We start from the raw sequence: 23,607 nt of genomic DNA on the forward strand, positions 1-23,607 counted from the left end.
GTCTTCTAAGCTTTGGTGTGCGCAAGGGGGGAAACGGCCGTCATTATAAAGAATCTGACGCGCCGACGAAACCGTTTGCGTAGAAATAAAATCACCGCTTTTTCTTGTCATACGGTGCGGCTATCGTTGCGAATAAGTTGCCAACTGGCGCATTGTTACGCAAAATGCCGCTCATTAATGACTTATCCATTGCAGCAAAACATCTTTTTCAGCCCGAGGCAACGCACGATCCAGAGAATTAACTAATTGAAAAAATTAAAGATTAATTATCTGTTCATCGGCATATTGACGCTGCTGCTGGCAGCAGCCCTTTGGCCCTCAATCCCCTGGTTCGGTAAAACCGAAAACCATATCGCCGCGATTCAAGCCCGGGGGGTACTGCGCGTCAGTACGATCGACTCGCCATTAACCTATTCCGTTATCAACGGTAAAAAATATGGTCTGGACTATGAACTGGCGCAGCAGTTCGCCAACTATCTCGGCGTGAAGCTGAAAGTGACGGTGCGCCAGAATATCAGCCAGTTGTTTGACGATCTGGATAACGGCAATGCCGACCTGCTCGCGGCTGGGCTGGTCTACGACAGCGCACGCGTTAAAAACTATCAGCCCGGCCCCATGTATTATTCAGTTTCGCAACAGCTCGTCTACCGGGTCGGACAATATCGCCCACGCTCGCTGGCGACCGTTAACGAGAATCAGCTTACCATTGCGCCAGGGCACGTCGTGGTCAATGATTTACAGCGTTTAAAAGAGACAAAGTTTCCCGACCTGAGCTGGAAAGTGGATGATAAAAAAGGCTCGACGACGCTGCTGGAAGAGGTCATCAGCGGCAAACTGGATTACACCATTGCCGATTCAGTGGCGATCAGTCTGTTTCAGCGCGTCCATCCCGAACTGGCCGTGGCGCTGGATGTCACGGATGAACAGCCCGTGACCTGGTTTAGCCGACTGGACGACGATAATACGCTCTCCGCCGCGCTGCTCGATTTTTTCAATTCGATCAATGAAGACGGTTCTCTGGCGCGGATCGAAGAGAAATATCTGGGACATGGCGATGATTTCGACTACGTTGATACCCGCTCTTTCCTGCGAGCGGTGGATAACGTCCTGCCGGAGCTGGAACCGTTATTTAAAAAATATGCCAAGGAGATAGACTGGCGCCTGCTGGCGGCGATTTCTTATCAGGAATCACACTGGGACCCGCTGGCGACCTCGCCAACCGGCGTGCGCGGCCTGATGATGCTGACTAAAAATACCGCCCAAAGTCTGGGGCTGACCGACCGTACCGATGCGGAGCAAAGCATCAGCGGCGGCGCTCGCTATCTTGAAGATATGATGGCTAAAGTTCCCGAAACCGTTCCGGAAGACGAGCGTATCTGGTTTGCTTTAGCCGCCTACAATATGGGTTATGCGCACATGCTCGACGCCAGATCGCTAACGGTAAAAACCAAAGGCAATCCGGATAGCTGGACCGATGTGAAGCAGCGTTTGCCGCTATTAAGCCAAAAACCGTATTACAGTAAGCTAACCTACGGTTACGCGCGTGGACATGAGGCTTATGCTTATGTGGAAAATATCCGTAAATACCAGATAAGTTTAGTGGGGTATTTGCAGGAAAAAGAAAAGCAGGAAGCGGAAGCCATGAAACTGGCGCAGGATTACCCGGCGGTGTCGCCGGAGGAGCTGAATAAAGCGCCTTTCCCCTTCCTGTCGTTTTTATCGCAGTCATCAGGCTACCTGACGCATTCGCCGTCTTTACTGTTTACGCCGCAGAAGAAAGAAGAAAAATAGCGCGATGGTCTTATCGGATGGCGACGAGCAACGTCTTATCCGGCATTGCGCTATACTGCCGGCCCCGCGCCTTCCGCACGGTCGGCTTTCTTCAGGGCTTTAATTTCCTGACGACGCATACGGAAAAAATCACTGAGCAGCGTCGCACATTCATCGCGCAGCACCCCTTCAATAATGTCGACCCGGTGATTCATTCCCGGATGGTGCAGCACATCAATTAGCGATCCGGCCGCGCCGGTTTTTGCATCGCGCGCGCCAAAGACAACGCGTCCAATGCGGCTATGCACCATAGCGCCTGCGCACATCACACAGGGTTCCAGCGTGACATACAGCGTGGTATCCAGTAACCGGTAATTCTGCAATACCAGACCGCCCTGACGCAGCGCCATTATTTCAGCATGCGCAGTAGGATCGTGGCGGCCAATGGGTCGGTTCCAGCCTTCGCCAATGACGCGATGGTTATGCACCAATACCGCGCCAACCGGAACCTCGCGTTCGTCCCAGGCGCGTTTCGCCAGCGTCAGCGCGTGGCGCATCCAGTATTCGTGATCTAATTCGACATCAGACAAAGAGGTAACTCCGGTAATGAAAGCGGGCGGCATTATACACAGACGCTATGCGTTTCACTATTCGAGCTGCTGCAACTCGCCGTGCGGCGTCACCCGCCAGCGATGCTGGCAAAAATAAAGCAGCGGGTTATCCTGTTTGCTGTCGCTGTAGCCGCTATAAAGACGCAGCGGCGTACCGATTTTACGTTCCAGTTGCGCGACTTTTTCATGGCCCAGACAGCGCACGGTTAATACCCAGCCGCCATACCGTCGCGCCATCTGGCTGGCGATGAGGTTAACGCGCGGCAGCCACGGCGTATCAAAATAGACTTGCTCTACCAATGATTGCGGAGAACCGGTAATAAGCCAGATATCCGCGTCAGAGCTCAATAGATAGGTGGTCAGACGCTCCTGTACAACCGGAAACGCCGTGACGTTAGCGCGAAACCAACGGACAAAATCCGCCTGATGCGCCTGCAAACGCGTTTCGCTATGGCCAAAAGTACAGCCCCACAACAACAGACTCATCGGCCAGCGGGCCGCACGCCCTTTTACCAGTAAACCGATACCGATAATGGGCAACAACGGCAGTACGAGCAGCGCATTTAGCGGCTGACGGCGCAGCAAATAACGCAGAAAACTGCCGAACATATCCTGTTGATGTAACGTTCCATCCAAATCAAAAAAGACGACACGACGCTCGTGGCTGACCAAACCTTACTCCTCTGGATCATTGAACCCCAGCAGCCAGGTAAAAATAAACCCGGCAATTACCGCTATTAAATAGCCTAACAGATAGAACAGGACTTTTCCGGCAACAATTGTTAATGCCAGCGGCAAACCGGAAATACCAAAGGTAATCACCGTCGCCACTTTCCAGTAGCTGATCAACGCCCCGCCTACCGCGCCGCCGAGGCAAGCGCCAATAAATGGCTTACCCAGTGGCAGCGTGACGCCAAAAATCAGCGGCTCGCCAATCCCCAGCAGTCCGACCGGAAGCGCGCCTTTAATCACCTTTTTGAGCCGCGCATTGCGGGTTTTCATCAGTACGGCAATGGCCGCGCCTATCTGACCAACGCCCGCCATCGCCAGGATGGGAAACAGCGCGTTATAGCCGTGCGCTTGCACCAGCTCCACATGAATAGGCACCAGCCCCTGATGCAGCCCGGTCAGTACCAACGGCAGGAAGGTTCCGGCTAACACCGCACCCACAAGAAAACCGCCGCGATCGATAGCCCAGGACGCGCCGTGAGCGATAGCGTCTGAAATCCAGCCGCCAAGCGGTTGCAGAGCGACAATCGCTACCGCGCCGGTGATAACAGTCGTCAATAAAGGGTTAAGAATTAACTCCAGCGACCCCGGCAGCAGCTTACGGAACTGGCGCTCAATCCAGCACATTAACGCCACCACCAGCAGGACGGCGATGACGCCGCCCCGTCCCGGCTGAAGCGCCTCGCCAAAGAGCGTAATCTGCGCCAGTTGCGGGCTGGAAAGGATCCCCGCCATCACGCCGCCTAACGCCTGCGATCCGCCAAAGACTTTCGCGGTATTGACGCCAACCAGAATGTTCATGATAGCGAACACCGCGCTACCAAATATCCCCATCAGGCCCAGCAGGTTAGGATAGTGGACGGCAACATCGCCGACGATATCCGGACGTTTAAGAATGTTGATAATGCCGGTAATCAAGCCGGATGCGATAAAGGCGGGGATAAGCGGTATAAAAACATTCGCCAGCTTACGCAAAGCATCGCTCATCGGCGCTTTATACTTCGCTTTCGCCTCAGATTTGGTACGCGCCATAGCGTCGTCCGGCTTTACACCACCTGCGGCAATCTGCACGCGCATCGCATCAACCACCTGCGCAGCCTTCCCCGGCCCAACGATCAGCTGATGTTGCTCCCCTTGCTTTACGTATCCACTGACGCCAGGCAACGCTTTTAAGCGCGGAATATCCAGTTGGCTGTCGTCCTGTACCTCCACTCTGACTCGCGTCATACAGTTTTCCAGGCGCAGAATATTTTGCTCTCCGCCGATACCACATAAAATGTCGCTGGCGAGCGCTGCCGTCTTATCCATACACACCTCTTTAGTGTTCTAACGCCGCCCTTAAAAAGCCCTGATGAGCGGCGAGTTTTTCCCTGGCGGCTGCAGCATCCAGCCCCGTAAGCGCCATCAAAATGGCGGGCTTAACCTCAAAATCGGTCTGTTTCAGCAACGTTTCCGCCTCTTCACGACCTATCCCGGTCGCTTCAACGACCATCCGACACGCGCGATCGACCAGTTTGACGTTGGTGGCTTTCATATCCACCATCAGGTTTTGATAGACCTTGCCGAACTTCACCATCGCGCCGGTAGAAATCATATTGAGCACCATTTTCTGTGCGGTGCCGGATTTCAGCCGCGTGGAGCCAGTAAGCGCTTCCGGCCCGACAACGGGCGAAATGGCGATATTAGCCTCCCGCGCAATAGGCGAATCTGGATTACAGGAGACGGCAACAGTGGTACAACCGGACTGTCGCGCATAGCGCAGGCCGCCAATCACATAGGGTGTACGACCCGACGCCGCGAGCCCCACGACCAGATCTTGTTCTTGCAGATTTAGCGCGACAAGATCGTCTTCGCCTGCCTGTTGGCTGTCTTCCGCGCCTTCGACCGCTTTCAACAACGCGCCCGGCCCGCCGGCAATCAGTCCGACGACCAGACCGTGCGGAACGCCAAACGTCGGGGGGCATTCTGAGGCATCCAGTACGCCAAGCCGACCACTGGTGCCCGCGCCCATATAGATGATACGTCCGCCAGACTTCAGCGCCGCCGCCGCGGCATCCACCGCACGCGCAACGTCAGGCAGAGTGGCTTTTACTGCTTCCGCTACCAGCGTATCCTGTTCATTAAAACGCTTAACTAATTCAGGAGTAGGCAACGCATCCAGATCCATCGTTTGCGGGTTACGGGCTTCAGACACTAAGGTACCAAGATTCATTTTTGTCCCTCTGGAATTTTTAATTCATAATAAGCGTCCATGATGGAATAGAATATTCCCCCAGGCGAGTGAAATTTCGTTTTGTCGTCGCCATCACGTTTCGCAGGAGCTGCCCATGAACTGTTTGATTCGTATTCGCCAGCGTTATCCGGATCTCGCGCAAAGCGACAGGAAACTGGCAGATTATCTGCTCGCGCAACCGGATACGGCGCGGCATCTGAGCTCGCAGCAACTGGCGGCCGAAGCGGGCGTCAGCCAATCCAGCGTAGTCAAGTTCGCGCAAAAACTGGGGTTTAAAGGGTTTCCGGCGTTGAAACTGGCTCTCAGCGAAGCGTTGGCCAGCAATCCTAATCCGCATTCCGTTCCCGTTCATAACCAGATTCGCGGCGACGATCCGATGCGCCTGGTCGGGGAAAAATTAATTAAAGAGAATGTGGCGGCGATGCACGCCACGCTGGACGTTAACAGTGAAGAAAAGCTGTTAGAAAGCGTCACGATGCTGCGCCACGCCCGCCGTATTGTGATCACCGGGATTGGCGCCTCTGGGCTGGTGGCGCAAAATTTTGCCTGGAAGCTACTGAAGATTGGCATTAACGCGGTGGTTGAGCGCGATATGCACGCCCTGCTGGCGACGGTGCAGGCGCTGGCACCGGAGGATCTGCTGCTGGCGATCTCGTATTCCGGGGAGCGGCGCGAGCTGAACCTGGCGGCGGACGAAACATTACGCGCAGGCGCGAAGATCCTGGCCATTACCGGTTTTTCTCCCAACGCCTTGCAGCAGCGCGCCACCCGCTGTCTGTATACGATTGCCGAAGAGCAAGCGACGCGTAGCGCCGCTATCTCCTCGACACATGCGCAAATGATGTTGACCGACTTACTGTTTATGGCGCTGGTACAACAGGATTTAGAGCGGGCGCCGGAGCGTATTCGCCATAGCGAGGCGCTGGTAAAAAAACTGGTTTGAAAATGGCTCTTCCGCCTCATGCAGAAGCGCCATCAAGTTTATTGTGCTTCTTTAGCGTGAATCAATTGCGTCAGGAGTGTGTTAACCGGTACGGCAATATTGTTCTGAGCGCCGATTCGCGCAATCGCACCATTTAAATGGTCGATTTCAGTCAGTCGGCCTTTATGTAAATCCTGATGCATAGAAGGATAGTGGTGGCCGCTCTCACGCGGATCGAACACTTTCTTCACCGTATTCATCACCATTTGCTCAGTCAACGGAATATTCTGGCTGGCAGCAACTAACACAAACTCATCAACTACCGCTTGCGCTAAATCTAAAGCACCAGGCCGCTGACCAAATCCGCCGACATTACAATCCAGTAGCGCACAATAGGTGTTCATTACGCTATTAAAGGCTGCTTTCTTCCAGATCGATAATAATACGTCAGGGCTTATTTCAGCATTCAATCCAGCGCTATTAAGGGTGGCAATGACCTTAGCCTCTTGAGCCGCATCCTGGCTGGCAATCGGCTGCAGTTCAATCGTTCCGGTACCGGTGGCCATAATATGCCCAGCCCCCTCCAGTTCGCTGGACCATAACGTCACACCCGCATAGATTTTCTGCCGATCGACATATTTCTCCAGCGTTTCGATATTTCCCAAGCCGTTAGATAAAATCATCACTACTTTCGCGGCTGGCAGTAATGGCTTGATACGCTGTAACATGCTATCCAGCTGCATTGCTTTGGTAAACAGAATAACCAGCTCAAACTCCCCCGGGGATTCATCAGCCAACATAGCAGGGATGGGGTAATACTTCTGAGTCGTTTCCGTTTCGACAAACAACCCCTTGCTACGAATAGCGTCGACATGCTCCTGCCAGCTATCGATAAGCGTCACGTCGTGCCCGGCCTCCAGCAGCATATAGCCAAAACGACATCCCATAGCGCCTGCACCTGCGATTGCAATTTTCATTTTTATTTCCTTATTATCTGATTAATGAATTTTGGCTAAAACCGTTGCGACATATTTTTTCGTTATCAGGGTCAACACGACTCCAATAAGCAATAGCACCGTGGTCAAAATAAATACCGTATCGTAGCTTCCGGTATATTTTGCAATAGCGGACGTGACGTAAGGAGCAATAACCGCACCGACGGCAAAACCAAAATACATAAAGCCGTAGTTTAGTCCCTGGTTACGCATACCAAAATTCTGGCTGGTCAAGCCAGGGAAGATAACTAATATACCGGCATAAGCAAAGCCCACGCCCAGAGCGCTGAAATAGAATACCGAAGTATTGCCATTGAAGAAAAATAACAGCAGCATACACAAGCAAGTAAAGAGGTAAACAATAACCAGCGTATTATAGCCGCCTAATTTATCGGTTAACCCTCCCCAGAACAGGCGACCGATCGAGTTAAATATCGATACCAGGCTAACGACTAATGCACCGGACAGTAAACCGTACTGCGTCATACCAATTTGCGCAGAGCTTGAGCTAATTACCATCCCAGAGAACACGCCCAGCGCCAGAATCATAAACAGCAGCCAGAAGCGCAGATCTTTCAGCATGTGCCGATAGTCTTTATCCAGTGGCGACGCTTTAATTCCTCCACTATCTTTTGCTGGCGCGCTACGAATAAAGAACTGGACGATAAAAATAACCACCAGATAAACAATGCCCAGATATAACAACGCCCGACTAACATCGTGAGTTTGCGCCATAAAATATTCGGCCAGGCGGGTGCAAAGTAGCGTCCCGACGCCAACACCCGCCAGTACGATACCGCTAGCCAGACCGCGACGGTCAGGGAAAAATTTCAGAATATTATTCAGATTACCCGTAAAAGCCAGGCCCGATCCCAACCCGGCAATGACGCCGTAGGTTAAAAACAGCATTGGCAAATTATCCACAAACCCGGACAAGATAAAACCTAAAGAAAACAGGATACCGCCGATAACTATCGCCTGCTTTCCTTTACCATTGTCGATCATTCTCCCGCCCCAAATCATCGGTAAAGGAATGATCCCCATATTGATAGAGAATGCTAACGCCAGCGTAGCCGGATCCCAGTGATATTGCGCCATGAGTGGTGTTTTGAAATAGCTAAATGCGTAGACGCCCCCGAGCACAAAATTGATGCACACGTGAGCGGCAAGCATTCCCCAGCGGTTGATTGATGCCGACATAATTTTCCCTTTTTAAAATGCACTGATCACAGTTTAAAAAAAGCAAAATAGGCAAACAATTTGGTATTTTTTATAATCGTTATAACAAAACCCAATCGATTGGCATTAAATTTTAATGAATATCAAACAACTACATTCCTTCCTGATATTGTGTGATGAATTACATTATGGTCGGGCAGCCAGTCGCCTGTTTATCACTCAGCCATCATTAAGTCAGCAAATCAAACAACTTGAGTCATCACTTAAAACAATATTATTTAAGCGAAAAGGTAGAGGAATTAAATTAACAAAAGCAGGCATTATTTTGCAACGACACGCTAACAAAATAATGCTGGATTTAAAAAATGCAGAAAATGAACTTCTTCCCTATCAGGATCAACAGCGCGATACTATTTCAATCGGGGTGTCAGGCAGCTACCTGGTCCTGCCCGCTTTTCGCAGCTTTATGGCACACCATCCGGCAATATCCTTAAATGTTAAAGAGTTTTCAACTGAGCAAACCATTAAAAAGCTGACGGATAGCGCCGTTGATATTGGCATTGTTTATCGAACAGCGCTCCCTGCCCAGCTAAGCTCGACCATGCTGTTTGAAGATGAAATTATCGCTGCAATCCCACTTTCTCATCCTCTGGCGACACGCGAACGTCTGCATTTAAAAGATTTAAACGACCAACCCATTATCGTGCTTAATGACTCTCTGCTATTAAGAGGAATCATCACCACTGAATTTAATAACCGCAAAGTCGTTCCTAACGTCATCTGCGAACTGGATAACCACTACTCATGCCTTGAGTATGCCGAAGCGCAGATTGGCATCGCATTTATTACCCGCTCGCTAACCCATTTATCGACACCCAAAAATGTTCGCCTGGTTTCACTGGGCATCCCCGCATTCTTTATTCCTGTCATGCTGGTGCACAGTAATGACCTTTCACTGGATAACGCAACCATCTGCCTGCTCAAGCAGATCAAAAATTTTTACACTGTAGATAACAAATCAGCGCCAGAAAAGAGCTGGCCCGAGCAGAAAATAGGCGTATAATGCCCGCCCGATTTGTGTTGTTTCTGAGAATTTCCTGATGGCGCTGTTAATCACCAAAAAATGTATCAATTGCGATATGTGCGAGCCGGAGTGCCCGAATGAGGCGATTTCAATGGGCGACAGCATTTATGAGATTAACAGCGACAAATGCACCGAGTGTGTAGGCCATTACGAAACGCCGACCTGTCAGAAAGTCTGCCCAATCCCCAATACGATTTTGCAGGATCCCGCCCATGTCGAAAGCGAAGAACAGTTGTGGGATAAGTTTGTTCTGATGCATCACGCAGATAAACTGTAAGCGGGTTAACGCACTTCCAACGCAACAATGCCTGATGGCGCTATGCTTATCAGGCCGACAATATATCGGCCTGTAGGTCAGATAACGTGTTTACGCCGTCATCTGGCAAATCTAGCTTTCCAGAATGACCGTAGCGCAGGCGTAATGGCGTTCATCGGCCAACGTAACATGCATGTGCGCCACACCGAGTTTTTCCGCCAGCATTAACGCCTCGCCCCACAGCCGCAAACGTGGTTTTCCCAGCTCATCGTTAAACACTTCGAACTGATTAAACGCCAGACCGTTGCGGATGCCGGTGCCAAAAGCTTTCGCTGCCGCCTCTTTGACCGCAAAACGCTTGGCGAGAAAACGCACCGGCTGCTGATGCGTCTCCCAGATAGCCCACTCGTTGTCACTGAGCACACGCCTTGCCAGACGTTCGCCGGAACGGGAGATCACTGCCTCAATGCGGGCAATCTCTACAATGTCCGTTCCCAAGCCGAGAATCGCCATTAGCCGCGCGCTTCCAGCATCAAACGTTTCATTTCAGCCACCGCCTCTTTCAGCCCCGTCATCACTGCCCGACCAATAATGGCATGACCGATATTGAGCTCGTGCATTTCCGGCAGTGCGGCAATAGCTTTGACGTTATGGTAGGTCAGGCCATGACCCGCATTTACTTTTAGCCCCAGACGGGCCGCCAGGGTCGCGGCGCTGGCAATACGCGCCAGCTCTTTTGCCTGTTCCGCATCGGTTTCTGCGTTGGCGTAGCAGCCGGTATGGATTTCGATAAACGGCGCGCCGACTTCCGCCGCCGCGTTGATTTGCGTTTCATCGGCATCGATAAAGAGCGAAACCTGGATGCCAGCCGCCGCCAGGCGCGCACAGGCATCACGCATTTTATCGCGCTGTCCGGCCACATCCAGACCGCCTTCGGTGGTGACTTCCTGGCGTTTTTCCGGCACCAGACAACAGAAATGCGGCCTGGTTTCTACGGCGATCGCCAGCATCTCTTCGGTCACCGCCATCTCCAGATTCATACGCGTATGCAGCGTCTGACGCAGAATGCGCACATCGCGATCGGTAATGTGGCGACGATCTTCGCGCAGGTGTACGGTAATGCCGTCCGCGCCTGCCTGTTCAGCAATAAACGCCGCCTGTACCGGATCCGGATAGTCGGTGCCGCGCGCATTACGTAACGTGGCAATGTGGTCAATATTGACGCCTAACAGTAATTCAGCCATGACAATCCTCGTTAATCTTTCTTCGTTTTTACTGTGCGTTTGGGCATAAATTGCCGGAACAGCTCCCGGCTTTTTAACGGTTTTCCCCCAAGATACGGCTTTAATGCCATACGGGTAAAGCGTTTAGCGGCACGCAGGGTATCTACATCCGGAAATTCCCGCGCCTCCAGCGCTTTCAGGTGCCGTCCGGTAAAGGTGTTGTTATCGATGACGACGCTGGCGAAAAAGCCTTTTTCTTCGCGGTAACGGTAGGTCATGGTGTCATCCACCCGTTCGCCGCTGCCTGCACAGTGGGTGAAATTGACGCCATACCCCAGATGACCCAGCAACGCCAGTTCGAAACGTCGCAACGCCGGTTCAGGCGAGCCGGTGGTTCCCGCCAGCGCCTGAATACAGTTCAGATAATCAAAAAAGAGTTCGGAGAAGCGCGTTTCATATTCCAGTACGCGAGAGAGGAGTTCGTTGATGTACAGGCCGCTATAGAGCGTAATACCGCTTAACGGCAGCGCCAGAGAAACTGCCTCGGCGCTGCGCAGGGTTTTCACCTCGCCGCGTCCGCTGTAGCGTAGCAATAACGGCGTAAAAGGCTGCAACGCGCCTTTCAGATTGGAACGTTTAGATCGTGCGCCTTTGGCGACAAGGCGCACGCGCCCCGATTCTTCCGTGAAGACGTCCAGCATCAGGCTGGTTTCGCTCCAGGGGCGACTGTGCAGGACAAATGCGCGCTGCCACCCTTCCACGCTGTGTTAACTCACAGATCGTCTACGTAACCGAGACTGCGCAGAGCGCGTTCGTCATCGGCCCAGCCGGATTTCACTTTCACCCACAGTTCCAGGTGTACCGGCGCTTCGAACATCTCCTGCATGTCTTTACGCGCTTCAATACCAATGGTTTTGATTTTGGCGCCTTTGTTGCCAATCACCATCTTCTTCTGCCCTTCGCGCTCGACGAGGATCAGCCCGTTGATATCATAGCCGCCGCGTTCGTTGGTAACAAAACGTTCAATCTCAACGGTAACGGAATACGGTAGCTCGGCGCCGAGAAAACGCATCAGCTTTTCACGAATGATTTCAGACGCCATAAAGCGCTGAGAGCGATCGGTGATGTAATCTTCCGGGAAGTGATGAATAGCTTCCGGTAAATGTTTACGCACGATACCGGCAATGGTATCGACGTTCATACCCGTTTCAGCAGAGATCGGTACGATATCAAGAAAGTTCATCTGGCTTGCCAGTAACTGGAGGTGCGGCAGCAAATCGGCTTTTTCCTGCACGTTATCCACCTTGTTAACGGCGAGAATAACCGGCGCTTTGCCATCGCGCAGTTTGTTCAGGACCATTTCGTCGTCCGGCGTCCAACGGGTGCCTTCCACAACGAAAATCACCAGCTCAACGTCGCCAATCGAACTGCTCGCCGCCTTATTCATCAAACGGTTAATGGCGCGCTTTTCTTCCATATGCAGACCCGGGGTATCGACATAAATTGCCTGATACGGGCCTTCGGTATGAATACCGACAATGCGGTGGCGCGTGGTCTGCGCTTTACGGGAAGTGATCGAAATCTTCTGCCCAAGCAGTTTGTTCAGCAAGGTGGATTTGCCAACGTTCGGACGTCCGACGATGGCAATAAATCCGCAGTAAGTTTTGTCGGTGCTCATTCCAACTCCAGTTTTTTCAGCGCCTGTTCGGCGGCAGCCTGCTCCGCCTTACGACGGCTGGAACCCGTGCCAACCACCGGTTCGCTCAGGCCGCTGACCTGGCAGTGGATAGTAAATTCCTGATCGTGCGCCTCGCCGCGTACCTGCACAACCAGGTAAGATGGCAGCGGCAGATGGCGACCCTGCAAATACTCCTGCAAGCGCGTTTTAGGATCTTTTTGTTTATCGCCCGGACTTATCTCATCCAGACGGGTTTTATACCAGTTAAGGATTAACTGCTCGACGGTCTGGATATTGCTATCGAGAAATACTCCGCCGATTAACGCTTCAACGGTGTCCGCCAGAATGGACTCCCGACGAAATCCGCCGCTTTTTAATTCGCCCGGCCCTAAACGCAGGCACTCGCCTAAATCAAATTCACGGGCTAATTCCGCCAGCGTATTACCACGTACCAACGTGGCGCGCATACGGCTCATATCTCCCTCATCCACCCGTGGAAAACGGTGATAAAGCGCGTTAGCGATAACGAAGCTCAGGATTGAATCGCCTAAAAATTCCAGGCGTTCGTTATGTTTACTGCTGGCGCTGCGGTGAGTTAATGCCTGCTGCAACAGCTCCTGATGATTAAAAGTGTAGCCCAGCTTCCGTTGAAGCCGATTAATTACGATGGGGTTCATGCGATACCAATAAATGAATGCGTCAACAATCCAGCACACGAAACAGACCTGATACACGTCATCTGTCCTGCCGCATCGCTGCAGCGGAAAGAAGGTTGTCTATAACCAACGCTGTTTCGTGTGCCGTGGCGACCAAACGGCGCCAACCTAAAACTTCGGGGGAATATTCTATACACAACGACAGGGGATGTCGTTAGTCTGAGGGAATTTATCCAGGAAATAATTCACGCTGCCGCTAAAAAGACGGCAGCGTGAACGATCATTTCGTCACAGTTAGTGAATACCGCCGATACGACTCAGGCGTACGCCTGTCGGCCACTCCCCTTCCTGCTTGTCAAAGCTCATCCAGATAGCGACCGCTTTACCGACCAGATTCGCTTCCGGAACAAATCCCCAGTAACGGCTATCCGCACTGTTATCGCGGTTGTCGCCCATCATGAAATATTGTCCCGGTGGTACAACCCAGGTCGCCAGCGGTTGTCCTGGCTGTTGGTAATACATGCCCAACTGATCCTGGGCTATCGGCACCATCAGGATGCGGTGGGTCACATCGCCCAACGTCTCTTTACGTTCGGTCAGGCGAATGCCGTTTTCTTTCGTCTCGTTTAGCGGAACCTCAAAGAAACCGCTGGTCGCTTCTCCGCCGTTACGGCGGGCAAAGGTCTGTACAAAATCGCTCGGCTCAACGTTAGAGTAGGTAACCGGCAGCGCATTTTCGCACGCCTGACCGGAGCTACAGCCAGGCTGAATCGTCACCTCTTTTGCAACCGGATCATAAGTGATTTTATCGCCCGGCAAACCGACTGCGCGTTTGATGTAATCTAACTTAGGATCTTCCGGATATTTAAATACCACAATATCCCCGCGCTTTGGATGACCGGTTTCAATCAGGGTTTTCTGGTAGATCGGATCTTTAATGCCGTAGGCAAATTTTTCCACCAGAATAAAATCGCCGATAAGCAGTGTCGGCATCATTGAGCCTGACGGGATCTGAAAGGGTTCATAAAGAAATGAACGAACGATCAGAACGATCGCCAGAACCGGGAAAACCGACGCCCCGGTCTCCAGCCAGCCCGGCTTAGGCGCCACTTTATTGAGCGTAGCGTTATCCAGCGCATCTCCCGACGCCGTTTGCGCGGCAGCCTGGCGCGCCCGACGTTTTGGCGCGAAAACAAACTTATCAACGCACCATAAAATGCCCGTCACCAGTGTGGCTATCACCAGAATCAGGGCAAACATGTTCGCCATGCCAACTCCTTAGGGATTATTTATTGTCTTTACCGACATGCAGAATGGCGAGGAACGCTTCCTGAGGCAGCTCGACGTTACCGATCTGCTTCATGCGTTTCTTACCTTCTTTCTGTTTCTGCAGCAGTTTTTTCTTACGACTGATATCGCCGCCGTAGCACTTCGCCAGCACGTTTTTACGTAACTGTTTTACCGTCGAACGGGCAATAATATGCGTACCAATCGCCGCCTGAATCGCGATATCAAACTGCTGGCGTGGGATCAAATCTTTCATCTTCTCCACCAGCTCGCGACCACGGCTTTGCGAGTTATCGCGGTGCGTGATCAGCGCCAGCGCATCGACACGCTCGTTGTTGATTAACACATCAACACGCACCATATCGGAAGCCTGGAAGCGCTTGAAGTTATAATCCAGAGACGCATAGCCGCGCGACGTCGATTTCAGACGGTCAAAGAAGTCGAGCACCACTTCCGCCATCGGGATTTCATAGGTCAACGCGACCTGGTTACCGTGATACACCATGTTAGTTTGTACGCCGCGTTTCTCAATACACAGCGTAATAACGTTACCTAAATAGGCTTGTGGTAACAGCATATGACATTCGGCGATAGGCTCGCGCAGTTCATAAATGTTATTCAACGGCGGCAGCTTGGAGGGGCTATCAACATAGATAGTCTCTTTCGCCGTTGTTTCTACTTCATAAACCACGGTCGGCGCAGTGGTGATCAGATCCAGATCGTATTCGCGTTCCAGACGCTCCTGAATGATCTCCATGTGCAACAGGCCGAGGAAGCCGCAGCGGAAACCAAAGCCCAGCGCCGAGGAGCTTTCCGGTTCATAAAACAGTGAGGCGTCGTTCAGGCTTAGCTTGCCGAGCGCGTCGCGGAAACTTTCATAATCGTCGGAGCTGACCGGGAACAGACCTGCATAGACCTGCGGTTTCACCTTCTTAAAGCCCGGCAACGCTTTTTCCGCTGGGTTACGCGCTGAGGTTAAGGTATCGCCAACCGGCGCGCCGAGGATATCTTTAATGGCGCAGACCAGCCAGCCTACTTCGCCGCACTTCAGCTCGGTACGATCAACCTGTTTCGGCGTGAAGATCCCCAGGCGGTCAGCGTTGTAGGTCTGCCCGGTGCTCATCACTTTAATTTTGTCGCCTTTACGCATGGTGCCGTTTTTAATACGCACCAGCGATACCACGCCCAGGTAGTTATCGAACCAGGAGTCAATAATCAGCGCCTGCAGCGGGCCGTCCGGATCGCCTTGCGGCGGCGGGATATCGCGCACCAGGCGTTCCAGAACATCCGTCACGCCGACACCCGTTTTGGCGGAGCAGCGTACCGCGTCCGTCGCATCGATACCGACAATGTCTTCGATTTCTTCCGCCACACGCTCCGGATCGGCGGCCGGCAGGTCAATCTTGTTAAGCACCGGCACCACTTCAAGATCCATTTCCATCGCGGTGTAGCAGTTCGCCAACGTTTGCGCTTCTACGCCCTGGCCGGCATCCACCACCAGCAGCGCGCCCTCGCAGGCGGCTAACGAACGGGAAACTTCATAGGAAAAGTCAACGTGTCCCGGCGTGTCGATAAAGTTCAGTTGATAAGTTTCACCATCAGACGCTTTAAAATCCAGCGTCACACTCTGGGCTTTAATAGTAATACCGCGCTCACGCTCAAGATCCATCGAATCAAGTACCTGAGCTTCCATTTCACGGTCAGACAGGCCACCGCAGATTTGGATAATACGGTCAGACAGCGTCGATTTACCGTGGTCAATGTGAGCAATGATCGAAAAGTTACGTATGTTCTTCATAGAGATAAATTATTATGCCTTACGCCTGGTTGACCAGACTTTAGAGGTCGCTGTTCTGAGCTTAACGTCTGTTTTAACTGAAACGCCGCATTCTACACTACAACGCTAAGGCGAGGAAATGTTCATAGTGTAAGGAGAACGGGAACTGGAAAACGCCTCGCTTTTTTCCTGTAAAACACCGCAACGCAGGAAAAGCGCATGCTTATCGGGACAACAACCCAACGCGGCAGGTGTACCGTTGGGCAAAACGTTTACTGGCGCGTTTCGATTGAGGTAGTTTCGACGCGAACAAGGTCCGGCGGGAGGGCAACGTTTAAAATCACCGGCTGCCAGGCGTCGCGCTCCGCCAGTTTTCGGGAATAGCCGCGGGCAACCAGAAAACCGCCCACGCCGCCCAGCACGGCCCCGCTTAATGCGGCAAGGTCAGATCCAAACAGCATCTGAAAAAGCGCCGCACAAAGAAATAGCCCCGCTAAAGGCGACATATAGACCAGCAACGCCGAACCTAAAAGGCTTTTTTCGGCGATGCCCAACTCGACTTTCTGCCCCGGCGCCAGCGGCTCCGCGCTTGGCACAACAATGGTATGCGTGGTTTGCGGCCCTAATTTATTCAGCACGCGACTGCCGCATCCCGCACGGGAGGCGCAGCTACTGCATGACGCTTTAACGTCGCAGCTCACCACCGCCTGACCATTCTGCCAGGAGATAACGGTTGCCCACTCTTTAATCATTGTACTGCCCTGAATTTGATACTGTCGGCAATGCGCTTCGCCGTTTGCGGCGGAAGCTCGCCGACAATGGTGATTTCCGCGTTGTCGCGAACGCTGCTATAAACCGTTCGGCGCCCGGTGCGCAGCATCTGATCGCTGCTGTTTTGCGTCGCCCGGTTCACATTGACGGAAAAGCTAAACAGACCGTCAGAATAAAGCCGCGATTCGATAGGCAGGTTATCCATCGTCGGCAACGGACGACGGCTGCTGGAAACTTCGCTAAAGCCTTGCGGTACCCAGGATGGACTCCAGTTAAATTTCGTTTTTTCGCCACCGGGAACAGAAAGCAGCGGCGGCAGATTCGCCTTCGCCAGCGCCTGCATGTTGCTGCCGATATCCTGGCTCACCGTGAACGCAATAACGCGGAACTGCTCCAGCGTCTCGCCATCGCGATCCAGCAGATCAACGCGCATCGGTAGTTTGGTATCCATGTCCATCCAGACGATATAGCTGTAACGCGTACCATCGCGCGCCACAACGCGGATAACTTCGCACAATCTGTCTGCGATACGGGTGCGTCCGACGGAAATAAAGTCGTAGTAAGGCGCCAGGCGCTTGAAGTCGGTGTAAATCAGGGAAGGCAGAGAATCGACAATATAATCACCGTTCAGGGTGAACGGCTCAAGGCCCGGTTCAAAATAACTGATTTCATTACCACGCTGTACGACCTCCCGGCGGGGACCGTCCAACTGTAGCAATTGCGCAAGCGGGCGACTATCCAGGCGTGCGTGTCGATAACGCAGAGATTCAACGCCTTGTTTCGTGATGCTGACGAATGACAGCTCGTAATTCAGTGACTGACTGGCGATGTTCATCTGCTGCAATAACGCCCCGGACGCAGGGTCGGCCGAGGCGTTTACTGAGAAGAACAGGCTAGCCGCCACAAGGGACATGGCAAACCAAAGTTGCTTCATTACTGCGATTGCGTTCCTAAAGTTTGGATTCCTGGCACCTGTACCGCGGCTTGCTGGGTTTGCGCCTGCTCAAACTGAAGCTGTTCGGAGTGCAGTCGGCGCTGCAGTTCATAGTCCTGCAACATGGCATTAATGCGACGACGCTGCTCCTGTACCTGCTGTTGCTGACTGCCGACAGGCGCTGCTTCAGAAGGCACTCCCAGACTTACCGGGCTGGCTTTCCCCATCATAGGCAGGGTATTGAAAACCGGCGTTTCAGGTTGTTGGGATGTTTCAGATTGCCCATTATAGTGCTGGACACCGACGATAACTGCAAGTGAAACGCACGCCGCCACGCCCATTTGGGTAAGCTGCGCCGCCCACGGACGCACTTTTTTCCAGAACGGCATTTTCTGCCATTGCTGCGGAGCGGGTTGGGCCTCAGGGATTAATGGCGACACCTGACGTACTGGCTCGTTTTCAATAGCGGCCATCACGCGAGCGGATATATCGAAATGGAGAACGTCAGGCGTATCCCCCCGCATTGAATCGCGGATCAGGTGATAACTCTCCCAGGTTTTCTGCATTTCCGGGTCGTGCGTAAGCGCTTTGAGCAGCTCACTATCCAACGTTTCGCCATCCATCAAAGCGGAAAGTTTTTCTTTCTGCATGCCTAATACCTTTTCCAGTATCCCGCTATCGTCAACGCCTGATAAGCGGTTGAACTTTATTATCAATAGCTTCCCGCGCCCGGAAGATACGTGAACGCACCGTCCCCACCGGACAATCCATGATAGCCGCTATCTCTTCATAGCTCAGGCCATCCAGCTCCCGTAAGGTGATTGCCATACGTAAATCTTCCGGGAGGGACTCAATAGTTCGGAAAACTATCTGTCTCAGTTCTTCTGACAACATTAAGTTCTCAGGGTTCGAAATTTCTTTCAGCGCGCCGCCGCTTTCAAAGTTTTCTGCTTCAATCGCGTCTACATCACTGGAAGGCGGACGACGCCCCTGCGCAACCAGGTAGTTCTTCGCGGTATTGACCGCAATACGATACAACCAGGTATAAAAAGCACTATCCCCCCGGAAAGAATCCAGCGCGCGATAGGCCTTAATAAATGATTCCTGTACGACATCGGGAACGTCGCCCGATGGCACATAGCGGGAAACCAGACTCGCCACTTTATGCTGGTAGCGCACTACCAGTAAGTTAAAGGCTTTCTGCTCTCCCTTCTGGACCCGTTCAACCAGGACCTGGTCCGTTAACTGCTCGCTCATCCGAGGTAATGTCTCCCCAAACCAAATTTCCACGCGCTTTCGAAACGCCACTCCATAAGCCGCACTATGAGCAAGCAACAGGTTAGAGTGTCTATGTTTCGTAAAGTTCCGTTACGCATTTGTTTTTGTTTGTCATGTTGTAGACAGGTCTTATCTTCCATTATAAGTCTACAGATGCTGAACAACGCACTATCTGTACAGAAATGCCCATTTCGTCGTTTGCAGAGTAACCTAACAGCATCTTTATTTCACTACAAAATCCGACGCTAACACCCTGCCCTATAAAATATTTTTTGCCGTTTATCTCTCGCCGTATTTTTATTTTATGTTTAATAAACACAACACCAGCGAAATCATCACGTGCTTTTTAGCGCCATATAGTGCTAATCTGCCGCAACCATGTTTAGTAAATTAAACAAGAACCATGATGACAACTCCTGAACTGTCCTGTGATGTGTTAATTATCGGCAGCGGCGCGGCCGGACTCTCGCTGGCGCTGCGTCTGGCTGAAAAACATAAGATTATCGTCCTGAGTAAAGGGCCGGTGAGCGAGGGCTCCACGTTTTATGCGCAGGGCGGTATTGCCGCCGTGTTTGATGAAACCGACAGTATTGCGTCGCATGTCGAAGATACGCTGATTGCCGGCGCCGGAATTTGCGATCGCCACGCGGTGGAGTTTGTCGCCAGCAACGCTCGTACCTGCGTGCAGTGGCTTATCGATCAGGGCGTGCTGTTTGATACGCATGTCCAGCCAAACGGCAAGGAGAGCTATCATCTCACGCGTGAAGGCGGCCATAGCCATCGCCGTATCCTTCATGCCGCTGACGCTACCGGAAAGGAAGTCGAAACCACGTTGGTCAGTCGGGCGCAAAATCATCCTAATATTCAGGTGCTGGAACGCAGCAACGCCGTTGATTTAATTATCTCCGATAAAATGGGTCTGCCAGGGCCTCGCCGGGTCGTCGGCGCCTGGATCTGGAATCGCAATAAAGAGTGGGTTGAAACCTGTCATGCGAAGTCGGTGGTGCTGGCGACCGGCGGCGCCTCAAAGGTTTATCAATACACCACTAACCCGGATATTTCCTCCGGCGACGGTATCGCGATGGCCTGGCGCGCAGGCTGTCGGGTCGCTAATCTGGAATTTAACCAGTTTCATCCCACCGCCCTTTATCACCCGCAGGCGCGTAATTTTCTCCTTACCGAAGCGCTGCGCGGCGAAGGCGCATACCTTAAACGTCCGGACGGTTCACGGTTTATGCCGGACGTTGACGAACGCGGCGAACTGGCGCCGCGCGATATTGTCGCCCGCGCTATTGACCATGAGATGAAACGACTCGGCGCAGACTGTATGTTTCTCGATATCAGCCACAAGCCTGACGATTTTGTCCGCCAGCACTTCCCGATGATCTATGCGAAACTGCTCGATTTGGGGATGGATTTAACCAAAGAACCGATTCCCGTTGTTCCTGCCGCGCACTATACCTGCGGCGGCGTGGTTGTCGATGATTATGGTCGTACCGATGTAGACGGCTTATATGCCATTGGCGAAGTCAGTTACACCGGCCTGCACGGCGCTAACCGTATGGCGTCCAACTCGTTGCTGGAATGCTTAGTGTACGGCTGGTCCGCAGCAATGGATATCGACAGGCGAATGCCTTCTGTCCACAGCGTTGACGTCCTTCCCGCCTGGGATGAAAGCCGCGTGGAGAACGCCGATGAGCGGGTGGTGATTCAGCATAACTGGCATGAACTGCGCCTGCTGATGTGGGACTATGTGGGCATTGTGCGCACGACGAAACGGCTGGAGCGCGCCCTACGGCGTATTACTATGTTGCAACAAGAGATTGACGAATATTACGCCAACTTTCGCGTCTCGAATAATTTGCTGGAGCTGCGCAATCTGGTGCAAGTGGCCGAACTGATTGTACGTTGCGCGATGATGCGTAAAGAGAGCCGGGGGCTGCACTTTACGCTGGATTATCCGCAACAACTGGCTGAATCAGGCCCATCGATCCTTTCGCCGTTAACGCCTCACATAAACAGATAAAATGCCTGGGTCAGCGCCGTATAACTTTCAGAATAATGCTGGTCTGACCCGCGAATTACTAATCTGTCGCTAAAGCACTCTCCGGCTTGCGGGGAGAATGCGAGCAAAACCCGGTGCGGCAAGCGCGCTTCGTTTTCCGCAACGTCAGTACGTAATCGCAAATGCCATCCCATGTTGAGCGCTTGCTGCGTAAAAGCGTTACCTATTTGTTCCGGCAAGACTACGCAAAAAAAGCCATCTTCGGTAATACAATCCGCCGCAATAGCCAATAACGTCTGGTGATCCAGCGTAGCGGTGTAACGCGCCTGCTCCCGCTGCGGCGTGGCGCATTCCACACCGGGTTCGTAATAAGGCGGGTTGCTGATAATAAGATCAAAGCGTACCGTCTGGCGAGGCGCCCAACGCTGAATATCGTCAGTATGCACCGTTATTCGATGCGGCCAGGGAGAGTGAGCCACGTTTTCCTGCGCTTGCATGGCAGCCCCGGCATCCAGTTCCACGGCGTCAATAGGCACATTGTCATCCGTCCGCTGCGCCAGCATTAACGCCAGCAGACCGCTTCCAGTACCGATATCCAGAATTCGCTTTACATCCGCGACCGGCGCCCACGCCCCGAGTAAAATACCGTCAGTTCCCACTTTCATCGCACACCGATCGTGTGCGACAAAAAACTGTTTAAACGTAAATCCGTTACGACGAAGAACGGAGCCAGACTGAGACATGTAAAAACAACCTTGCAAAAAACGGCGACAGCGCCGAGTGAAAACAATACCTGAGAAGGGATATCCATACAAACAGATGAAGATTGCGGCCGTAACGTCTATAATCAGCGCCCCACACAGAGGTAGAACATGACTGTAACGACTTTTTCCGAACTTGAACTCGACGAAAGCCTGCTGGATGCCCTCCAGGATAAAGGTTTCACTCGCCCGACCGCCATTCAGGCTGCCGCCATTCCGCCTGCGCTCGATGGCCGTGATGTACTCGGTTCTGCGCCGACAGGCACCGGTAAAACGGCGGCATATCTGCTGCCGGCGTTGCAGCACCTGCTCGACTTTCCGCGTAAAAAATCGGGGCCGCCGCGCATTCTGATCCTGACGCCAACCCGCGAACTGGCAATGCAGGTTGCCGATCACGCTCGTGAACTGGCTAAGCATACTCATCTGGATATCGCCACGATTACCGGCGGCGTGGCCTATATGAACCATGCTGAAGTGTTTAGCGAAAACCAGGATATCGTGGTCGCCACGACGGGCCGTCTGCTGCAATATATAAAAGAAGAGAACTTTGACTGCCGGGCGGTTGAAACACTGATCCTTGACGAAGCTGACCGGATGCTCGACATGGGCTTCGCTCAGGACATTGAACATATCGCTGGTGAGACCCGCTGGCGTAAACAGACGATGCTGTTCTCCGCCACGCTGGAAGGCGATGCGATTAAAGATTTTGCCGAGCGCCTGCTGGAAGACCCGGTTGAGGTTTCCGCCAATCCGTCAACCCGCGAGCGTAAGAAAATTCACCAGTGGTACTACCGTGCCGACAATTTCGAACATAAAGTTGCGCTGTTGAAGCACCTGTTAAAACAAGACGATGCAACCCGTTCTATCGTATTTGTACGTAAACGTGAACGCGTCCATGAATTGGCTGAAACGCTGCGTCTGGCAGGGATCAACAATTGCTATCTTGAAGGTGAGATGGCGCAGATCAAACGTAACGAAGGTATTAAGCGTCTCACCGACGGTCGCGTTAACGTGCTGGTCGCGACCGACGTCGCGGCACGCGGGATTGATATTCCTGACGTCAGCCACGTCATTAACTTCGACATGCCGCGCAGTGGCGATACCTATCTGCATCGCATTGGTCGTACAGGCCGTGCTGGCCGCAAAGGCACTGCAATCTCGCTGGTAGAAGCCCACGACCATCTGTTGCTGCTGAAAATCGGTCGCTACATCGAAGAGCCGCTAAAAGCGCGCGTCATTGATGAGCTTCGCCCGACCACGCGTGCGCCCAGCGAAAAGCTGACCGGCAAACCGTCGAAAAAAGTACTGGCGAAACGCGCCGAGAAGAAAAAAGAGAAAGAAAAAGAGAAGCCGCGCGTGAAGAAACGTCACCGCGATACAAAAAATATCGGTAAGCGCCGCAAGCCAAGCGGTACAAAAATGCAGGAGCAATCCAGCGAAGAGTGATGATAATGCCGG

Annotated in this window: 26 protein-coding genes; 7 read left to right on the top strand and 19 right to left on the bottom strand. The window is 52.6% G+C overall.

Annotation, left to right across the window (positions count from 1 at the left end):
- Positions 1–12 precede the first annotated feature (12 nt).
- Positions 13–246 (top strand): hypothetical protein, encoded by a 234-nt coding sequence (locus tag NAZ64_RS16430; protein ID WP_031617765.1) that lies wholly within the window; start codon positions 13–15, stop codon positions 244–246.
- Positions 247–1,791 (top strand): membrane-bound lytic murein transglycosylase MltF, encoded by a 1,545-nt coding sequence (gene mltF / locus NAZ64_RS16435; RefSeq protein WP_000734248.1) that lies wholly within the window; start codon positions 247–249, stop codon positions 1,789–1,791.
- A gap of 50 nt (positions 1,792–1,841) precedes the next feature.
- On the opposite strand, the gene tadA is transcribed toward mltF, so the two are convergent.
- From tadA to murQ, 4 genes are read right to left on the bottom strand one after another with little or no spacing between them, the layout of a single operon-like run.
- Positions 1,842–2,393 carry a tRNA adenosine(34) deaminase TadA gene (gene tadA / locus NAZ64_RS16440; RefSeq protein WP_001134563.1) on the bottom strand — a complete coding sequence of 184 codons (552 nt, stop codon included), beginning with the start codon at positions 2,391–2,393 and terminating at the stop codon, positions 1,842–1,844.
- A gap of 24 nt (positions 2,394–2,417) precedes the next feature.
- A complete protein-coding gene (gene yfhb / locus NAZ64_RS16445; RefSeq protein WP_000253558.1) occupies positions 2,418–3,053 on the bottom strand; it encodes a phosphatidylglycerophosphatase C in 636 nt (211 codons plus the stop codon).
- A 3-nt stretch (positions 3,054–3,056) separates the two neighbouring features.
- Positions 3,057–4,418: a PTS transporter subunit EIIC gene (locus NAZ64_RS16450; protein ID WP_220569703.1), complete on the bottom strand. Its 1,362-nt coding sequence runs from the start codon at positions 4,416–4,418 to the stop codon at positions 3,057–3,059.
- Positions 4,419–4,428: 10 nt separating this feature from the next.
- Positions 4,429–5,322 carry an N-acetylmuramic acid 6-phosphate etherase gene (gene murQ, locus NAZ64_RS16455; protein ID WP_063916981.1) on the bottom strand — a complete coding sequence of 298 codons (894 nt, stop codon included), beginning with the start codon at positions 5,320–5,322 and terminating at the stop codon, positions 4,429–4,431.
- 115 nt (positions 5,323–5,437) lie between these two features.
- On the opposite strand from murQ, the gene NAZ64_RS16460 reads away from it, so the two are divergent.
- Entirely contained in the window at positions 5,438–6,286 is an 849-nt protein-coding gene (locus NAZ64_RS16460) for a MurR/RpiR family transcriptional regulator (protein WP_000995703.1), read from the top strand.
- 38 nt (positions 6,287–6,324) lie between these two features.
- On the opposite strand, the gene NAZ64_RS16465 is transcribed toward NAZ64_RS16460, so the two are convergent.
- Positions 6,325–7,242 carry an oxidoreductase gene (locus tag NAZ64_RS16465; RefSeq protein ID WP_220569701.1) on the bottom strand — a complete coding sequence of 306 codons (918 nt, stop codon included), beginning with the start codon at positions 7,240–7,242 and terminating at the stop codon, positions 6,325–6,327.
- 21 nt (positions 7,243–7,263) lie between these two features.
- On the bottom strand, positions 7,264–8,460 hold the full coding sequence (locus NAZ64_RS16470; protein ID WP_001276363.1) for an L-lactate MFS transporter: 1,197 nt from the start codon (positions 8,458–8,460) through the stop codon (positions 7,264–7,266).
- 115 nt (positions 8,461–8,575) lie between these two features.
- On the opposite strand from NAZ64_RS16470, the gene NAZ64_RS16475 reads away from it, so the two are divergent.
- Together NAZ64_RS16475 and NAZ64_RS16480 are read left to right on the top strand one after the other, a co-directional pair.
- On the top strand, positions 8,576–9,502 hold the full coding sequence (locus NAZ64_RS16475) for a LysR family transcriptional regulator (protein ID WP_079963418.1): 927 nt from the start codon (positions 8,576–8,578) through the stop codon (positions 9,500–9,502).
- Positions 9,503–9,539: 37 nt separating this feature from the next.
- Positions 9,540–9,800 carry a YfhL family 4Fe-4S dicluster ferredoxin gene (locus NAZ64_RS16480; protein ID WP_001196290.1) on the top strand — a complete coding sequence of 87 codons (261 nt, stop codon included), beginning with the start codon at positions 9,540–9,542 and terminating at the stop codon, positions 9,798–9,800.
- A gap of 111 nt (positions 9,801–9,911) precedes the next feature.
- Here NAZ64_RS16480 and acpS read toward each other — a convergent pair whose 3' ends face one another.
- The 12 genes from acpS to rseD all read right to left on the bottom strand — a co-directional run bounded on the left by acpS (position 9,912) and on the right by rseD (position 19,523).
- Positions 9,912–10,292 carry a holo-ACP synthase gene (acpS, locus tag NAZ64_RS16485; protein WP_076934885.1) on the bottom strand — a complete coding sequence of 127 codons (381 nt, stop codon included), beginning with the start codon at positions 10,290–10,292 and terminating at the stop codon, positions 9,912–9,914.
- Positions 10,292–11,023, bottom strand: coding sequence for a pyridoxine 5'-phosphate synthase (gene pdxJ / locus NAZ64_RS16490; protein WP_000818972.1), 732 nt, complete (start codon positions 11,021–11,023; stop codon positions 10,292–10,294). The genes acpS and pdxJ overlap by 1 nt, the downstream gene beginning before the upstream one ends.
- Before the next feature lie 11 nt (positions 11,024–11,034).
- On the bottom strand, positions 11,035–11,763 hold the full coding sequence (gene recO, locus NAZ64_RS16495; RefSeq protein ID WP_000399380.1) for a DNA repair protein RecO: 729 nt from the start codon (positions 11,761–11,763) through the stop codon (positions 11,035–11,037).
- A gap of 11 nt (positions 11,764–11,774) precedes the next feature.
- On the bottom strand, positions 11,775–12,680 hold the full coding sequence (gene era / locus NAZ64_RS16500) for a GTPase Era (RefSeq protein ID WP_063916984.1): 906 nt from the start codon (positions 12,678–12,680) through the stop codon (positions 11,775–11,777).
- Positions 12,677–13,357 (bottom strand): ribonuclease III, encoded by a 681-nt coding sequence (gene rnc / locus NAZ64_RS16505; RefSeq protein ID WP_001068341.1) that lies wholly within the window; start codon positions 13,355–13,357, stop codon positions 12,677–12,679. Before rnc ends, era begins: the two co-directional genes overlap by 4 nt.
- 273 nt (positions 13,358–13,630) lie before the next feature.
- On the bottom strand, positions 13,631–14,605 hold the full coding sequence (gene lepB, locus NAZ64_RS16510; protein WP_000002559.1) for a signal peptidase I: 975 nt from the start codon (positions 14,603–14,605) through the stop codon (positions 13,631–13,633).
- A gap of 16 nt (positions 14,606–14,621) precedes the next feature.
- On the bottom strand, positions 14,622–16,421 hold the full coding sequence (gene lepA, locus NAZ64_RS16515; protein ID WP_000790154.1) for a translation elongation factor 4: 1,800 nt from the start codon (positions 16,419–16,421) through the stop codon (positions 14,622–14,624).
- A 251-nt stretch (positions 16,422–16,672) separates the two neighbouring features.
- Positions 16,673–17,152: a SoxR-reducing system protein RseC gene (gene rseC / locus NAZ64_RS16520; RefSeq protein WP_000589049.1), complete on the bottom strand. Its 480-nt coding sequence runs from the start codon at positions 17,150–17,152 to the stop codon at positions 16,673–16,675.
- Positions 17,149–18,105: a sigma-E factor regulatory protein RseB gene (gene rseB / locus NAZ64_RS16525; RefSeq protein WP_000812021.1), complete on the bottom strand. Its 957-nt coding sequence runs from the start codon at positions 18,103–18,105 to the stop codon at positions 17,149–17,151. Before rseB ends, rseC begins: the two co-directional genes overlap by 4 nt.
- A complete protein-coding gene (gene rseA / locus NAZ64_RS16530) occupies positions 18,105–18,755 on the bottom strand; it encodes an anti-sigma-E factor RseA (protein ID WP_001168374.1) in 651 nt (216 codons plus the stop codon). Before rseA ends, rseB begins: the two co-directional genes overlap by 1 nt.
- 31 nt (positions 18,756–18,786) lie before the next feature.
- Entirely contained in the window at positions 18,787–19,362 is a 576-nt protein-coding gene (rpoE, locus tag NAZ64_RS16535; RefSeq protein WP_183049204.1) for an RNA polymerase sigma factor RpoE, read from the bottom strand.
- On the bottom strand, positions 19,359–19,523 hold the full coding sequence (rseD, locus tag NAZ64_RS16540) for a rpoE leader peptide RseD (RefSeq protein ID WP_014344135.1): 165 nt from the start codon (positions 19,521–19,523) through the stop codon (positions 19,359–19,361). The genes rpoE and rseD overlap by 4 nt, the downstream gene beginning before the upstream one ends.
- A 263-nt stretch (positions 19,524–19,786) precedes the next feature.
- Between rseD and nadB the strand changes: the two genes are divergently transcribed.
- Positions 19,787–21,409, top strand: a complete 1,623-nt coding sequence (gene nadB, locus NAZ64_RS16545) for an L-aspartate oxidase (RefSeq protein WP_024156172.1) — start codon at positions 19,787–19,789, stop codon at positions 21,407–21,409.
- Here the strand turns inward: nadB and trmN are convergent.
- Positions 21,394–22,131, bottom strand: coding sequence for a tRNA(1)(Val) (adenine(37)-N(6))-methyltransferase TrmN (gene trmN, locus NAZ64_RS16550; RefSeq protein ID WP_000083343.1), 738 nt, complete (start codon positions 22,129–22,131; stop codon positions 21,394–21,396). The genes nadB and trmN overlap by 16 nt on opposite strands.
- Before the next feature lie 129 nt (positions 22,132–22,260).
- Between trmN and srmB the strand changes: the two genes are divergently transcribed.
- The gene (srmB, locus tag NAZ64_RS16555) at positions 22,261–23,595 is read left to right on the top strand and encodes an ATP-dependent RNA helicase SrmB (RefSeq protein WP_000219174.1); all 1,335 of its coding nucleotides are present in this window, start codon (positions 22,261–22,263) and stop codon (positions 23,593–23,595) included.
- Positions 23,596–23,607: the final 12 nt, after the last annotated feature.

It is taken from the genome of Salmonella sp. A1325 (genome assembly GCF_056991255.1).

What these genes read in the sequence shown, in the direction of transcription:
- tadA (WP_001134563.1), bottom strand. Translation starts at nt 2,393, where the DNA reads ATGCCGCCCGCTTTCATTACCGGAGTTACCTCTTTGTCTGATGTCGAA.
- NAZ64_RS16450 (WP_220569703.1), bottom strand. Translation starts at nt 4,418, where the DNA reads ATGGATAAGACGGCAGCGCTCGCCAGCGACATTTTATGTGGTATCGGC.
- murQ (WP_063916981.1), bottom strand. Translation starts at nt 5,322, where the DNA reads ATGAATCTTGGTACCTTAGTGTCTGAAGCCCGTAACCCGCAAACGATG.
- NAZ64_RS16460 (WP_000995703.1), top strand. Translation starts at nt 5,438, where the DNA reads ATGAACTGTTTGATTCGTATTCGCCAGCGTTATCCGGATCTCGCGCAA.
- NAZ64_RS16465 (WP_220569701.1), bottom strand. Translation starts at nt 7,242, where the DNA reads ATGAAAATTGCAATCGCAGGTGCAGGCGCTATGGGATGTCGTTTTGGC.
- NAZ64_RS16470 (WP_001276363.1), bottom strand. Translation starts at nt 8,460, where the DNA reads ATGTCGGCATCAATCAACCGCTGGGGAATGCTTGCCGCTCACGTGTGC.
- NAZ64_RS16475 (WP_079963418.1), top strand. Translation starts at nt 8,576, where the DNA reads ATGAATATCAAACAACTACATTCCTTCCTGATATTGTGTGATGAATTA.
- NAZ64_RS16480 (WP_001196290.1), top strand. Translation starts at nt 9,540, where the DNA reads ATGGCGCTGTTAATCACCAAAAAATGTATCAATTGCGATATGTGCGAG.
- acpS (WP_076934885.1), bottom strand. Translation starts at nt 10,292, where the DNA reads ATGGCGATTCTCGGCTTGGGAACGGACATTGTAGAGATTGCCCGCATT.
- pdxJ (WP_000818972.1), bottom strand. Translation starts at nt 11,023, where the DNA reads ATGGCTGAATTACTGTTAGGCGTCAATATTGACCACATTGCCACGTTA.
- era (WP_063916984.1), bottom strand. Translation starts at nt 12,680, where the DNA reads ATGAGCACCGACAAAACTTACTGCGGATTTATTGCCATCGTCGGACGT.
- rnc (WP_001068341.1), bottom strand. Translation starts at nt 13,357, where the DNA reads ATGAACCCCATCGTAATTAATCGGCTTCAACGGAAGCTGGGCTACACT.
- lepB (WP_000002559.1), bottom strand. Translation starts at nt 14,605, where the DNA reads ATGGCGAACATGTTTGCCCTGATTCTGGTGATAGCCACACTGGTGACG.
- lepA (WP_000790154.1), bottom strand. Translation starts at nt 16,421, where the DNA reads ATGAAGAACATACGTAACTTTTCGATCATTGCTCACATTGACCACGGT.
- rseC (WP_000589049.1), bottom strand. Translation starts at nt 17,152, where the DNA reads ATGATTAAAGAGTGGGCAACCGTTATCTCCTGGCAGAATGGTCAGGCG.
- rseB (WP_000812021.1), bottom strand. Translation starts at nt 18,105, where the DNA reads ATGAAGCAACTTTGGTTTGCCATGTCCCTTGTGGCGGCTAGCCTGTTC.
- rseA (WP_001168374.1), bottom strand. Translation starts at nt 18,755, where the DNA reads ATGCAGAAAGAAAAACTTTCCGCTTTGATGGATGGCGAAACGTTGGAT.
- rpoE (WP_183049204.1), bottom strand. Translation starts at nt 19,362, where the DNA reads ATGAGCGAGCAGTTAACGGACCAGGTCCTGGTTGAACGGGTCCAGAAG.
- rseD (WP_014344135.1), bottom strand. Translation starts at nt 19,523, where the DNA reads ATGGAAGATAAGACCTGTCTACAACATGACAAACAAAAACAAATGCGT.
- nadB (WP_024156172.1), top strand. Translation starts at nt 19,787, where the DNA reads ATGATGACAACTCCTGAACTGTCCTGTGATGTGTTAATTATCGGCAGC.
- trmN (WP_000083343.1), bottom strand. Translation starts at nt 22,131, where the DNA reads ATGTCTCAGTCTGGCTCCGTTCTTCGTCGTAACGGATTTACGTTTAAA.
- srmB (WP_000219174.1), top strand. Translation starts at nt 22,261, where the DNA reads ATGACTGTAACGACTTTTTCCGAACTTGAACTCGACGAAAGCCTGCTG.